The sequence below is a fragment of the Cutibacterium sp. KB22876 genome (assembly GCF_059728865.1).
Map to the genome: position 1 here is coordinate 66,871 of NZ_AP040858.1, position 13,611 is coordinate 80,481.

The following is a 13,611-nucleotide window of genomic DNA, read 5'->3' on the forward strand; positions in this document are numbered from 1 at the left end:
CTCAGAACTTCAGCAGGTTGGTGTCGTCCACCGAAGTGGTGCGACGGGAACGGAAAATGGTGACGATGATCGCCAGACCGACGACCACCTCGGCAGCCGCCACGATCATCACGAAGAACGCCCCGACCTGTCCGTCGAGGGAACCGTGGACGTGGGAGAAGGTCACCAGTGCGAGGTTCGCGGCGTTGAGCATCAGCTCCACCGACATGAAGGCCACCAGGGCATTACGCCTCGTCAGGAAGCCCAGGATGCCGATGGCGAAGAGAATCGCCGAGAGCACCAGGTAGTCATTCGGGTTCATTCGAGTTCTCCTTGCGCCTCGTGGCGGGCAGCACTGATCGAGGCGAAGGCCCGATGGGTCGGAGCCTTCAACTCGCCGGCGTCGATAATGGCGCCGCGGGTGGCCAACGTTCCCGAGATCGAATCCTGGGCGACCGTGCCGTCAGGCAGCAGGGCCGGAGCACCGATCTGGTTGGTGCGGGCGTACACACCGGAGTTCGGACGAACGCCGGGGTGAGCACCGTGCTCGGCGTAGGCCGCCATACGGTCGGTGACCCGCTCACGCTGGGACTTCTTCTTGTCGGCCTCGCCGTGGGCCAGCACCATGGTGCCGACGGCAGCGGTGATGAGCAGGGCCGAGGTGGCCTCGAAAACGATCACATACTTGGTGAACACCAGCTCTGCGATGGACTTGACGTTGTCACCGCCGGCGGCATTGGCCTCTCGCAGGCCGATCGACTGATCGGTGCCGATCACGCCGGTCGTCACAGCGTTGCCGACGGCCAGGATGAGCAGCACCAGGAAGGCCAGCGCGGCGATGATGGCCGCCACCTTGTGTCCCTTGAGGGTCTCCTTGAGGGAATCGGTGGAGTCGACGCCGACGAGCATGACGACGAAGAGGAAGAGCATCAGGATGGCACCGGTGTAGACGATGATCTGCACCACGAAGAGGAATGGCGCCTCCTGACTGGCGTACTGAACGGCCAGACAGATCATGACGACGGCCAAGGACAGGGCCGAGTGAACGGGCTTCTTGGCGAAGACCATGACCAGGGCTGCGAGCACCATGATCGGGGCCAACAACCAGAATGCCCACTGGGAAGCCGTCACCATCGGGACGAGTCCACTCGAGGGAGCGGTGAGCAGGGAAACAGTCATCGGGCTGCCCCCTCGTCGTTGCGCTGGGTCTGATGGGCGCCGGTGGGCGGGCCGGTCCGCACGTCGTCCTGACCGGAGGGAGGCAAACCGTTGAAGTAGTCGTCCTCGTCGTCACCGAGTCGGCGCGGATGCGGCGGCTGCTCCATACCCTCCTTGAGGGGTGCCAGCAGCTCGTCCTTGGTCCAGATGTGCTTGGCGCGGGTGGTGTCGGCCAACTTGAAGTCGTTGGTCATCGTCAGCGCACGAGTCGGGCAGGCCTCGATACACATCCCGCACAGGATGCATCGCAGGTAGTTGATCTCATAGACGCGGCCGTAGCGCTCCCCGGGGGAGTAACGCTCCTCGTCGGTGTTGTCGGCCCCCTCGACGTAGATGGCGTCAGCCGGGCAGGCCCACGCGCACAGCTCGCAACCCACGCACTTCTCGAGCCCGTCGGGCCAGCGGTTGAGCTGATGACGACCGTGCATGCGCGGCGGCATCGGCTTCTCCTTGCCCTTCTCCGGGTATCCCTGGGTGAAGGGCTTGCGGAACATCGTCTCGAAGGTGATCCCAAATCCGGACCAGGCTCCCATCACAGACCTCCGTTCTCGTCGTGGTCTCGTCGCGCCACCGTGGTGGCCGTTGTGGCCCCGGCCAACGGGGCCTGGACCTGGTGTGGCAATGGCGGCACCGGATATCCGCCCGCGAAGGCGTCGAAGGGTTCGTCAGTGGCCACCTCGGGTCCGGACTCGTCCTTGCCTCCCATGAACGCCCAGATGAGCAGGGCGACGACGATGAGGCCGACGATGACCATGAAGATCGGGTTGCGGCCCCAGCCCTGGTTGAGAACGGTGCGCCACGCGGCGACCAGCAGAACCCATCCCAGGGACACCGGGATGAGGACCTTCCAGCCCAGATCCATGAAGTGGTCGTACCGGAACCTCGGGATGGCGGCCCGCACCCACACGAAGAAGAAGATGACGAGCTGGGTCTTGAGGAAGAACCACAGCAGGCCCCACCATCCGGAGTCGATGGCACCGAGGTAGTTGAGCGGCCACGGAGCGCGATAGCCCCCCAGGAAGAGGGTGGTGCAGACGGCCGACAGGGTAGCCATGTTGATGTACTCCGCCAGGAAGTACATGCCGTAGGGGAATCCGGAGTACTCGGTGATGTAACCACTGACGAGCTCCGACTCGCATTCTGGCAGGTCGAAGGGCAGACGATTGGACTCACCGAACATCGTGATGACGTAGATGATGAAGCTCGGGATGAGCAGGAGCCAGTAGTGCCCGGCGATGTGGGTGTCGAATCCGCCGATGACCAGGTGGCTGGCCTGGGACTCGACGATCCCGGAGGTCGACATGGACCCCGAGAAGATGAACACCGTCACCAGGGACAGGCCCATGGCGACCTCGTAGGAGATCATCTGGGCACTGGAGCGCAACGAACCGAGCAAGGAATAGGTACCTGCCGACGACCACCCGGCCAGCACCACACCGTAGATGCCGATGGACGCCACCGCGAGGATGAAGAGCACGGCGACCGGCACGTCGGTGATCTGCAGCCTGGTGGTGTGACCAAACATCGACACCTCACCACCGAGCGGGATGACGGACCAGGACGCAAAGCAGGCAATGCCTGCGATCACCGGCGCCAGATTGAAGACGATCTTGTCGGCACCCTTCGGGGTGAGCATCTCCTTGAAGATGAGCTTCAAACCGTCACCAACGGCCTGGAACACACCACCAGCCCACGCCGAGTTCATGATCGGGCCGATGCGGTTCTGCATCTTGGCCAGCACCCGGCGCTCGAACCACACGTTGAAGATGGTCCAGGCCAACAGGATCACGAAGAGGATGACGACCTTGACGATGATGAGCCACACCGGGTCGATGGTGGCCTCGAGGGGACTCATGCCACACCTGCCTCTCGATTGGACGGAGTCTCGGATTCAACGGCACTCAGCGAGACGAAGGTTCCGGGAGCGTCTGGGACGGTGGTGCGGCTCTGCGGAGAGGTCGAGCCGCCACGCAACGACGGGATCCACACCGCCTCGGCCGACATCGTCGCGTCGATCTTGACCGGGAGTCGCAGGCTGATGGGCCCGGCGACGTCGATAAGTTGCCCGTCGGTCACGCCGAGCTGATCCGCTGTCAGCGGGTTGACGACGACGACGGGAGCCGGTGCGGTCGCCACCAAGGCATCGGCACCCGTGAGGCTCGCCGATCCCTCCAGCAGCTGACGCCATGTCTCCAGCACGCGACCGACGGATCCCGGCTCGACCGTGGGTGCCTGCGGCACGACCGGGGAAGTCGACTCCATCTTCGGGTGCCCGCCCTGCCACTGACCGAGATCTCGCCAGGCCTTGTGGGCCTGGGCGACGGTGGCGAGTCCGGAGACCGATCCCAGCTGCGAGCTCAGGGCGTCGAGGACGCGGATCTCGTTCATCGGGGTAGCAGCCTGCTTGTTGACCACGCGCACCCGACCGGGGCGATGCTCCCAGTCGAGGAAGGTTCCCGAGGTTTCCTCCAGCAGGCAGACCGGCAGGACCACGTCGGCCCTCTCGGCCACCTCGGAGAACCGCTGCTCCAGGGAGACCACGAAACCACAGTTCTCGACGGCCTCGCGGGCTCCTGCCGGATCGGGCATGTCCGCCAGCTCCACCCCCGAGACGACGAGGGCCGAGAGCTTGCCGGCGCGGGCAGCGGCCAGCATGCCGGCGGTGTCGAGGCCGGGCTTGGTCGGCAGGTTGTCGACTCCCCACGCGGCAGCGATGTCCACGCGAGCCTCAGCGTCGTCAACGAGACGTCCGCCCGGAAGCAGTTGCGGCAGCAGACCGGCCTCGATCGCGCCGATCTCACCGGCACGACGAGGCACCCAGGCGACCCGGACTCTCGAGTCGAGGGAGGCGATGGCAGAGAGCGTTCCGGGCCGGGTGGCGGCCCTCTCCCCCACCAGCACGATGGTTCCCTCGCCGATCGTGCCGTCGGAGACCAGCTGCTCCACGGCCTGGGGCTCCTGACCGGGCAAGCAACGGGCCAACTCGGCCCCCATCTTCGCCGAGCCATTGGACAAGTGGGTTCCGACTGCGGTGATGGCGACCTTCTTACGGCGCCACGCCTTGCGCAGTCGTAAGAAGATCATCGGGCACTCGTCCTCAGGCTCAAGATTCACCAGGACAACCCGCGACGCCTTCTCGAGGTCGGCGTAGGTCACCGACTCCGCGAGGCTGCGTCCGGCGACCGTGGCGGCCAGGAAGGAGGCCTCCTCGGCGGAGTGCGGACGAGAACGGAAGTCGACGTTGTTGGTACCGAGCACGACACGCGCGAACCGCGACCAAGACAGGCAGGTCTCCACCGGGAGACGTCCACCGGTGAGGACGCCGACGCTGGTGCCGGCCTTCTCGAGTCCGGCAGCTGCCGTCTGCAGGGCCTCGGCCCAGGACACCTTCTCAAGGATTCCGTTGTGTCGAACCAGCGGGGTCGTCACCCGGTCGTCGCCACGGCCATAGCGGAAGGCGAAGCGGCCCTTGTCACAGTTCCACTCCTCGTTGACCTCGGGCAGGTTGCCGGCATTGCGACGCTTGACCTCGTAGTGACGGTGGTCGGTGCGCAGCTGACAACCGGCGGCGCAGTGCTCACAGGTCGTCACCGTCGAGACGAGGTCGAAGGGGCGGGAACGGAAGCGGTACTCGGCGCTGGTGAGGGCTCCCACCGGGCAGATCTGGATGACGTTGCCCGAGAAGTAGGAGTTGAAGTCGTCGCCCTCGTAGGCCCCGATCTGGGAAACAGCCCCGCGCTCCTGCAGGTTGATGAAGGGATCTCCTGCGATCTGGTCGGCGAACCGGGTGCAGCGCTGGCACAGCACGCACCGCTCGCGGTCCAGCAGCACCTGGGCCGAAATGTTGATCGGCTTGGGGTAGGTGCGCTTGATTCCGCCATAACGGGACTCACCACGTCCGTTGGCCATGGCCTGGTTCTGCAGCGGGCACTCGCCGCCCTTGTCACAGATGGGGCAGTCCAGCGGGTGATTGATGAGAAGGAACTCCAGCATCCCCTCCTGGGCCTTGCGGGCCATCTCGGAGCTGACCTGGGTCTTGACGATCATTCCCTCGGCCACGGGCATGGTACACGACGGCTGCGGCTTGGGGAAACCACGACCATTTCCGGCGTCGGGAATCTCGACGAGGCACTCGCGGCAGGCACCCGCAGGGTCGAGCAGCGGATGGTCGCAGAACCTGGGGATGGCGGTGCCGATGGACTCGGCTGCGCGGATAATGAGAGTTCCTTTGGGGACGCTCACCTGCTGACCGTCGATGGTGCAGGTGACGAGTTCGACGGGCTTGTTCTCGCTCATGCTCCGGCCCCCTCCAGGACTCGGCGATCGGCGTCGGTGAAGATCGAGCTGCGCTCGTAGGGCAGGTACTGCCAGGCGGGGATGCCGCGGCAACCGGCCTCGAACTCTTCGCGGAAGTGGCCGATGGCTCCTCGCAGACAGCCCACGGCACCGTCGGCCAGAGCGCAGAAGGAACGACCGCCGATGTTGTCGGCGATGTCCATCAGCTTGTCGACGTCACCCTCCTGCCCCTCCCCGGCCTCGATGCGACGCAGCATCTGGACGACCCACCAGGTTCCCTCACGGCACGGGGTGCACTTGCCGCAGGACTCGTGCTTGTAGAACTCCAGCCATCGCAGCGTGACACGAACCACCGAGGTCGTCTCGTCGAAACACTGCAGGGCCTTGGTGCCCAGCATCGACTTGGCCCCCATCATTCCCTCGTAGTCGAGCGGGGTGTCGAGATCGTCGGGGGTGAGGAGCGGGGTCGAGGAACCACCGGGGGTGAAGAACTTCAGCTCGTGGCCCTCGCGCATGCCACCGGAGATCTCGAGCAGCTGACGCAGGGTGATCCCCATGGGGGCCTCGTACTGGCCGGGATGGGCCAGGTGTCCCGACAGGGAGTAAATGGTGAAACCGTCGGACTTCTCGGTGCCCATCGACTTGAACCATTCCTTGCCGTTGCGCAGGACCGACGGCACCGTCGAGATCGACTCGACGTTGTTGATGACCGTCGGGCTGGCGTACAGACCGGCGACAGCGGGGAATGGCGGACGCAGACGGGGCTGACCACGGCGTCCCTCCAAGGAGTCCAGCAGGGCCGTCTCCTCGCCACAGATGTAGGCTCCGGCACCGGCATGGACGACGACGTCGAGGTCATAACCGGAACCAAGGATGTTCTTGCCGATGTATCCGGCCGAGTAGGCCTCGCGCACCGCCTGCTGAACGCGTCGGATGACGTGCAGCACCTCGCCACGGATGTAGATGAAGGCCACCTTCGCCTTGATGGCGTAGGCGGCGATGATGACTCCCTCGACAAGGGTGTGCGGGGAGGCCATCATGAGCGGCATGTCCTTGCAGGTGCCCGGCTCGGACTCGTCACCGTTGACGACCAGGTAGGTCGGGTTCGGGTTGTCCTTGGGCACGAAGGACCACTTCATGCCGGTGGGGAATCCAGCGCCACCACGGCCACGCAAGTTGGCGTCCTTGACCAGCGAGACGACTTCGTCAGGCTGCATCGTCAAGGCCTTGCGAAGTCCGGCGTAGCCTCCCTGACGCTCATAGTTGAGCAGCTTCCAGCTGCGCTCGTCGTCCCAGTTGGCCGACAGGACCGGGGTCAGTGGATCGGTCACTTCTTCTCCTCCTCCACGGGCTCAGCAGGAACGGGCAGGTCGTTCGGGTCCGGAGCCTTCCAGCCGTTCTGCTTGGCCAGTCGCACACCCCGCAGGGACGCCTCACCAGCACTGGGGCCCTCATCAGCCCGACCGTCGGGGAAGCCGGCGAGCACTCGCTCGGCCTCACGCCAACTGGTGATCCTCGCACCGCGGGTGGAGTGAACCTCCTCGTCGCGGGCCAGCGCGTCGAGGATCTCCTCGGCGCGGATCGGGGTCATGTTGTCCATGTACTCCCAGTTGACCATCATGATCGGGGCGAAGTCGCAGGCGGCGTTGCACTCCACACGCTCGAGGGAGAACTTGCCGTCAGGGGTCGTCTCCCCCTCCTTGATGCCGAGCTTCTTCTCGACCCGGGCGAGCACCTCCTCGCCGCCCATGACGGCGCACAGCGCTGTGGTGCAGACACCGATGTGGTGCTGTCCGGCCGGATGCTTCTTGTACATGGTGTAGAAAGTCGCCACCCCGGAGACCTGGGCGGTGGTGATGCCCAGTACCTCAGCTGCGGTCTCGATGCCGACCGGGGAGACACGTCCATCCACCGACTGCACCAGGTGCAGGATCGGCAACAGGGCCGAACGGGGATCGGGGTACCGCGAGGCAATCTGGCGCATGTCCTCGATGGTGTGCTCATTGATGTTGGTGGAACGGTCGGACTGGTCGACTCCGCCGGTCCCCGAGAAGTCGGAGTGGAAGGACTCGACGTAGGGGTATCCCAGGTTGACGGGTTCGCGATCGCTCATCGGTCGACTCCTCCCATGACGGGGTCCAGGGATGCCAGGGACGGCACCACGTCGGAAAGCATCCCGCCCTCACACATGGCGGGCAGGGACTGCACGTTGATGAATCCGGGGTCGCGCAGGTGGGAGCGGTACGGCCGCACCCCGCCGTCCGAAACGAGATGGCAGCCAAGCTCACCGCCAGCACCCTCGATGGCCTGGTAAACCTGACCGGCAGGCACCCGAAATCCCTCGGTGACGATCTTGAAGTGGTGAATGAGGGCCTCCATCGACTCGCCCATGATGTGGCGAATGTGCTCGTTGGAGTTGCCCTGACCGTCGGGGCCCAGGGCCAGCTCTGCCGGCCACGCGATGTGCGGGTCCTCCACCATGTGACGGTCGCCCTGGGTGTCCTCGAGACGCTTGAGGCACTGCTTGAGGATGCGCACCGACTGGTCCATCTCCTCGAGACGAATACGGAAACGACCGTAGCAGTCGCAGGTGTCCCACGTGGCGACGTCGAAGTCGTAGGTGTCGTAGTCACAGTAGGGCTGGGTCTTGCGCAGATCCCACGGCAGGCCGGTGGCTCGCAGGGCCGGCCCCGTCACGCCGAGGGCCATGCAGGTGGACAGGTCGGCGTAACCGATGTCCGTGGTACGAGCCTTGAAGATCGGGTTCTCGTTGCAGAACAGGCCGATCTCGGGGAGGTACTTCTCCATGCGCTTGATGAGGTCACGCAGCTGGTCCAGCCCGGTCTCAGGCAGGTCACTGGCGACGCCACCAGGACGAATCCAGGCGTTGTTCATGCGCAGACCGGTGACGGCCTGGTTGAACTCCAGGATGATCTCGCGCTCCCTCAAGCCGACCTCGGCCACCGAGGAGGCGCCGAGCTCCAGGCCGCCGGTACCCACCGCGATGAGGTGGGAGGAGATGCGGTTGAGCTCGGTGATCATGACGCGGAGGACCTTGGCCCGCTCCGGGATGTCGTCGGTGACACCCAGCAGCTTCTCGACAGCCAGGCAGTACGCCAGCTCATTGAAGAAGTTCGCGACGTAGTTGCATCGCGTCATGAAGGCCACACCCTGGGTCCAGGTGCGGAACTCCATGTTCTTCTCGATACCGGTGTGGAGGAATCCGATACCGACGCGAAGGTCGGTCACCGACTCACCATCGAGCTCGATGATGAGTCTCATGACGCCGTGGGTGGACGGGTGGGACGGTCCGAAGTTCACGACGACGGTCTCGTCGCCCCTCTCGGCAGCCTCGTCGACGATCTGGGCCCAGTCGCCGCCCTGGGACAAGTACTCGTGGTTCTCGCTCATCAGTTGTAGCTCCTGCGCTGGTCCGGCGGTGGCACGACAGCACCCTTGTACTCGATCGGGATGCCGCCGAGCGGGTAGTCCTTGCGCTGCGGGTGGCCGACCCAGTCGTCGGGCATCAGGATGCGGGTGAGGGCCGGGTGGCCGTCGAAGATGACTCCGAACATGTCCCAGGCCTCACGTTCCTGGAAGTCCACGTGCGGGTAGACCGACACGATGCTGGGAACGTGGGGCAGGGAGTCGACGTCGCTGTGACCGGTTCGTGCCACGTCCTCCTGGCCGGGATCAGCCAGTGCGACCTCGAGGCGGATGCGACGGTTGTGGGTCATCGACAGCAGGTCGTAGACGACGTGCATCTCACGACCCTCCATGTGCGGATAGTGCACACAGGTCAGACAGGAACAGCTCTCGAAGCGCAGGGCCGCGTCGTCACGCAGCACCTTGGCGAGCTCCAGCAACTTCTCGGGACGGACGAAGAAGGTGATCTCGCCGCGATCGACGAGGGTCAGGCCGTCCGAGAAGTCCGGGACCAGCTCCTCCATCCGATCAGCGACCTCGTCGAACCAGCCACCGTAGGGACGCTCGGAACTGCCGGGCATCTCGACGGTGCGGACGATACCGCCATAACCGGAGGTATCACCCGGCCCGGAGGTTGCCCCCCACATGCCCTTACGGGTGTCGATGCGACGATCCTCCTGGGTCCACTGAGTGCCCTTGGCCGGGGTATGGGCCTGGTCAGGATTGCTGGCATCGAGGAAGTTGCGGCCGTCGGGAATACGGTCCCCGGAGTCCGAGCCGCCAGCGGCACCGCGCGGAGTCGGCTTATCACTCATCGCATGAGCCCCTTCTGCTCGAGGGTGGTCGGGGCCTCGAGGGCCCGCTTCTCCTTGGTCGCCTCGACCTCGGACATGTGACCCATCAGCGGCCAGTGCTGGATCTGCTCACGGATCTTGAACACGGCATCAATGAGCATGTCCGGGCTGGGCGGGCAGCCTGGCAGGTAGACGTCAACCGGGACGATGTGGTCACAGCCCTGAACGACGGCGTAGTTGTTGAAGATGCCACCAGAGGAGGCGCAGGCGCCCATCGAGATGACCCACTTGGGCTCGGGCATCTGGTCGTAGAGCTGACGAACCACCGGAGCCATCTTCTGGCTCACGCGACCCGAGACGATCATGAGATCAGCCTGACGGGGAGAGGCACGAAACACCTCGTGGCCCCAGCGGGCGGCGTCGGCACGCGGGCCGCCATAGGAGATCATCTCGATGGCGCAGCAGGCCAGGCCCATCGTCAGGGGCCAGAAGGAGGTCTTGCGCAGCCATCCGACGATGGCCTCCATCGAGGTCATCACGATTCCAGCTGGGACATCGGCGTCGTACTCAGCCATCTCGTGCGTCCTTCCTTTCAGACGTTGACTGACGCGGCAGCGGGTCGCTCGAACGTTGATTGGGCGCGGCCCGCGAGCCGCGACGGGAGATCAGGTCCAGTCCAGGCCGCCACGGCGGCGAATGTAGAGGTAAGGGATGAACACCATCGCGACGAACAGCACCATCTCGACCAGGGCGAAGACGCCGAGATGGTTGAAATCGACGGCCCACGGGTAGAGGAACATGATGTCGATGTCGAAGACGATGTAGAGCATTGCGACGACGAAGAACTTGACGGGGAACTTTCCGCCACCAGCTGGTTGTGGCGTTGGCTCGATGCCGCACTCGTAGATTTCGTGCTTGGCGCGGTTGGGTCGCTTCACCGCAAGAAGGACGTTGACTGCGATCGTCGCGAGCACGAAGACCGCACCCAGGATGATCATCCCCACCAGGGGGGCGTATCCGTTCATCTCACCACCTTTGGTCAGCACCGTTGGCTCAGACCTTACGACGCCCATCTGGCGGTCGGGTACTTTGGGTAACCTAAGTTCTGATAATGCGTCGCCAGACGGCATCAGCGGCCACTGAGCTCACACTGACGGGGCAATCCTCGTCAGAACGTTAATGATACGGTCATCAAGGTCTCCGCCCTTGGAATCTGTGAGATTCGCCAACAATTTGTTGACGAACTTCATAATTCGACGACGCGGAAGGCCATAGGTCGTGCAGATCTTCATGACCCGCGGGTCACCGATAAGCCGGACGAAGACCGTCCCGAGTCGGTAGTAGCCGCCGAAGTGCTCCTGCAGGGCGCGCGGATACCCCTGCAGCGCCTTCTCGGCGGCCGGTGTGCCGTGACCCCGGTAATGAGCCTCGGCAATGGCGTCAGCGGCCATTTCTCCAGCCTCCATGGCGTAGTCGATGCCCTCACCGTTGAAGGGATTGACCATGCCGCCTGCGTCACCCACCAGCAACAGACCATTGAGATAGTGCGGCTGACGATTGAAGGCCATCGGCAGCGCCGCGCCCCGGATCGGCCCCTCACGGTGCTCCTCGGCGAGGGTCCACTCGGCGGGCATGTGGGACAGCCAGCGCTTCATGAGGGAGCGGTAGTCGGTGTGGCCGAAAGCATCAGAAGAATTGAGCATTCCCAGACCGATGTTGACTGTTCCGTCACCCTCGGGGAACGCCCAGCCATATCCAGGCAGCAAGTCTGACTCGTGCGGAGCGCCGTCCCACAATTCCAGCCAGCTCTCCAGGTTGCGCGCCTCGGACAGCGGGGAGCGGTAGTAGGCGCGCACCGCCACACCCATCGGACGGTCATCACGCTTGTGAAGTCCCATGGCCAGGCCGAGGCGGGAGGAATTGCCGTCAGCTGCGACGACGACGGGTGCCGAGTACACCCTGCCGTCGGCAGTCCGGACGCCGCGAATACGGCCATCGGGGGCAAGAATCGGCTCGGTGACGTTGGCTCCTTCGACGAGGGTGACGCCCTGGGACTCGGCGTGGCGGGCTAGCCGCTCGTCGAGAACGGTGCGACGGCAGACCATGCCGAAGTTCGGGTAATCGGCGAGTTCGGGCCAGGGAAGGACGAAGGGGGCGACGCGTCCACCATGGATCCGCAGCCCCTCGGTGTGCTTCCAGCCGGCCTCCTCGGAGACGTCGATCCCCAACCGGATGAGCTGCTTGACGGCACGAGGGGTGAGGCCGTCACCGCAAACCTTGTCGCGTGGGAAAGTCGCCTTCTCCAACAGGGTGACGTGCAGCCCCCTACGAGCAAGGTGCGCAGCTGTGGCCGAGCCACCAGGCCCAGCACCGACGACGACGACGTCGGACTCGATCTGGCTCGTCACGTGGGCCCCTCCTATGAAAACCATGGATATCGTGCCGGGATCCCGGCGATGTGCACCGGCGAGTCTAGACGGTGTGACTCGTGGGAAACTCCGGCCGGGGCCCGAATCCCACACCCTTCTCCACGCCGCAAACAGTAAACACCCCCGACCCGCCGTGGACAGCGCCTACCACACAGCACGCGCTCGGTTATCCTGCGAAGGTGATCCTCAATCCAGGTTCCACGCGTCTACGCGCCCGCACCGTCTCGATTCCGGACCCCGGCCCACTCGAGAACTACATGACGCCCAACGACTCGGTGTGTTTCCTGCACCGCAATTACGGCATGGTCGGCCTGGGAGAGATCACCCGGTTCGAGACCGACTCCCCCACTGCCGCCGACGTCTGGTGGGAGGCTCTCTGTGACGATCTCGAGCACGAGACCGAGATGCCAGGAGCCGAGGCGACCGGCCCCGTCGCCTTCGGATCCTTCGCCTTCGATCCCGACCGCTCGTCATCACGCTCGGTCATGATCCTGCCCAAAACAATCATCGGCCGTTGGCCTGGCTACTCCTGGTTGACCCAACTGTCCTGGGGATCGGTTAACGATGATCCACCTCGTCAGCAAACCGTGCCGCACTCCCCCGGCACCATGACGATGCCAGACGGCGTCGTCACCGCGGAGAGCTGGCGTCGCATCGCCCGGCAGGTCCAGGACATCATGAGCCCTGACGACCTCGAGCAAATCGTTCTCATGCGTGACGTCGAGGCCCACGCGGCCTCACCCATTGATCCTCGATGGATCGTCGAGACCCTCCGCCGTCAGTTCCCCAACTCGTACACCTACCTCGTCGAGGGATCAGTCGGCTCCACCTCGAAGCTCACCGTCGGCTTCAGCAAGTCCCTGGTGAGTTCCCGGGTGCTGACCCACTCCCCTGCCACCGACAAGAATCACGAGGCCCTTCTCTCCGCCCTGCAGAACGAGGGACCGCTGGCCGCTCACCACGCCGAGATCGTCACGCGCACCTGCGAGCGCCTGGAACAGTTCTGTGACACCCTCCACATCCCCGACTGTCCGGGAGCGGTGTTCACCGAGGCGTCCAACTACCTCGTCACCGACGTCACCGGCGTCCACTCCCCCGGTCAGGGATCCTGCCTGGCCCTCGTCGATGCCCTGTGCCCACCGGCATTCGTCACTGGCCTGCCGCCGCACCGCGCGAAGTGCGTCCTCGCCGAGGTCGAGCACGTCGATCGTGGCCGTGTCTCCGGACCGACCGGATGGGTCGACTCCTTGGGTAATGGCCAATGGGTGACCGATTGTCGGGGCGGTCAGATCGACGGCACCGACCCGTCCTTGGTCCACATCTTCTCCGGGCACCCCATCGGGCATGACGACGACACCGAGATCCTGTCATCCGAGGCCGAGCACCGCCTCAACATCCTGCGAGACATCTTCCCCATCGGGGCGGACAGCCCCACGGAATCCTGAGGGTGGTAGGGCGTCTCCATGGTT

13 protein-coding genes are annotated in these 13,611 nt (G+C 64.7%); 1 reads left to right on the forward strand and 12 read right to left on the reverse strand.

Annotation, left to right across the window (positions count from 1 at the left end):
* Position 1 precedes the first annotated feature (1 nt).
* The 12 genes from nuoK to AC6I1W_RS00385 form a co-directional block, all read right to left on the reverse strand.
* Positions 2-301, reverse strand: a complete 300-nt coding sequence (nuoK, locus tag AC6I1W_RS00330; protein ID WP_003866464.1) for an NADH-quinone oxidoreductase subunit NuoK — start codon at positions 299-301, stop codon at positions 2-4.
* Complete coding sequence (locus AC6I1W_RS00335; protein ID WP_065673481.1) at positions 298-1,158, reverse strand: NADH-quinone oxidoreductase subunit J; 861 nt, start codon at positions 1,156-1,158, stop codon at positions 298-300. The genes nuoK and AC6I1W_RS00335 overlap by 4 nt, the downstream gene beginning before the upstream one ends.
* Positions 1,155-1,730: an NADH-quinone oxidoreductase subunit NuoI gene (gene nuoI / locus AC6I1W_RS00340; protein ID WP_249361276.1), complete on the reverse strand. Its 576-nt coding sequence runs from the start codon at positions 1,728-1,730 to the stop codon at positions 1,155-1,157. Before nuoI ends, AC6I1W_RS00335 begins: the two co-directional genes overlap by 4 nt.
* Entirely contained in the window at positions 1,730-3,052 is a 1,323-nt protein-coding gene (nuoH, locus tag AC6I1W_RS00345; protein WP_065673483.1) for an NADH-quinone oxidoreductase subunit NuoH, read from the reverse strand. Before nuoH ends, nuoI begins: the two co-directional genes overlap by 1 nt.
* Positions 3,049-5,493: an NADH-quinone oxidoreductase subunit G gene (locus tag AC6I1W_RS00350; protein ID WP_065673484.1), complete on the reverse strand. Its 2,445-nt coding sequence runs from the start codon at positions 5,491-5,493 to the stop codon at positions 3,049-3,051. Before AC6I1W_RS00350 ends, nuoH begins: the two co-directional genes overlap by 4 nt.
* Positions 5,490-6,824 carry an NADH-quinone oxidoreductase subunit NuoF gene (gene nuoF / locus AC6I1W_RS00355; RefSeq protein ID WP_004809125.1) on the reverse strand — a complete coding sequence of 445 codons (1,335 nt, stop codon included), beginning with the start codon at positions 6,822-6,824 and terminating at the stop codon, positions 5,490-5,492. Before nuoF ends, AC6I1W_RS00350 begins: the two co-directional genes overlap by 4 nt.
* Positions 6,821-7,606, reverse strand: coding sequence for an NADH-quinone oxidoreductase subunit NuoE (nuoE, locus tag AC6I1W_RS00360; protein ID WP_065673485.1), 786 nt, complete (start codon positions 7,604-7,606; stop codon positions 6,821-6,823). The genes nuoF and nuoE overlap by 4 nt, the downstream gene beginning before the upstream one ends.
* A complete protein-coding gene (locus AC6I1W_RS00365; RefSeq protein ID WP_016666149.1) occupies positions 7,603-8,904 on the reverse strand; it encodes an NADH-quinone oxidoreductase subunit D in 1,302 nt (433 codons plus the stop codon). The genes nuoE and AC6I1W_RS00365 overlap by 4 nt, the downstream gene beginning before the upstream one ends.
* On the reverse strand, positions 8,904-9,734 hold the full coding sequence (locus AC6I1W_RS00370) for an NADH-quinone oxidoreductase subunit C (protein WP_065673486.1): 831 nt from the start codon (positions 9,732-9,734) through the stop codon (positions 8,904-8,906). The genes AC6I1W_RS00365 and AC6I1W_RS00370 overlap by 1 nt, the downstream gene beginning before the upstream one ends.
* Complete coding sequence (locus AC6I1W_RS00375) at positions 9,731-10,288, reverse strand: NuoB/complex I 20 kDa subunit family protein (RefSeq protein WP_004809129.1); 558 nt, start codon at positions 10,286-10,288, stop codon at positions 9,731-9,733. Before AC6I1W_RS00375 ends, AC6I1W_RS00370 begins: the two co-directional genes overlap by 4 nt.
* A gap of 90 nt (positions 10,289-10,378) precedes the next feature.
* The gene (locus tag AC6I1W_RS00380) at positions 10,379-10,738 is read right to left on the reverse strand and encodes an NADH-quinone oxidoreductase subunit A (RefSeq protein ID WP_015582128.1); all 360 of its coding nucleotides are present in this window, start codon (positions 10,736-10,738) and stop codon (positions 10,379-10,381) included.
* A 120-nt stretch (positions 10,739-10,858) separates the two neighbouring features.
* Positions 10,859-12,136 (reverse strand): geranylgeranyl reductase family protein, encoded by a 1,278-nt coding sequence (locus AC6I1W_RS00385; RefSeq protein ID WP_117189447.1) that lies wholly within the window; start codon positions 12,134-12,136, stop codon positions 10,859-10,861.
* A 263-nt stretch (positions 12,137-12,399) separates the two neighbouring features.
* Here AC6I1W_RS00385 and AC6I1W_RS00390 point away from each other — a divergent pair, with 263 nt between their 5' ends.
* The gene (locus AC6I1W_RS00390) at positions 12,400-13,587 is read left to right on the forward strand and encodes an isochorismate synthase (RefSeq protein WP_065673555.1); all 1,188 of its coding nucleotides are present in this window, start codon (positions 12,400-12,402) and stop codon (positions 13,585-13,587) included.
* The last annotated feature ends 24 nt before the right edge of the window (positions 13,588-13,611 follow it).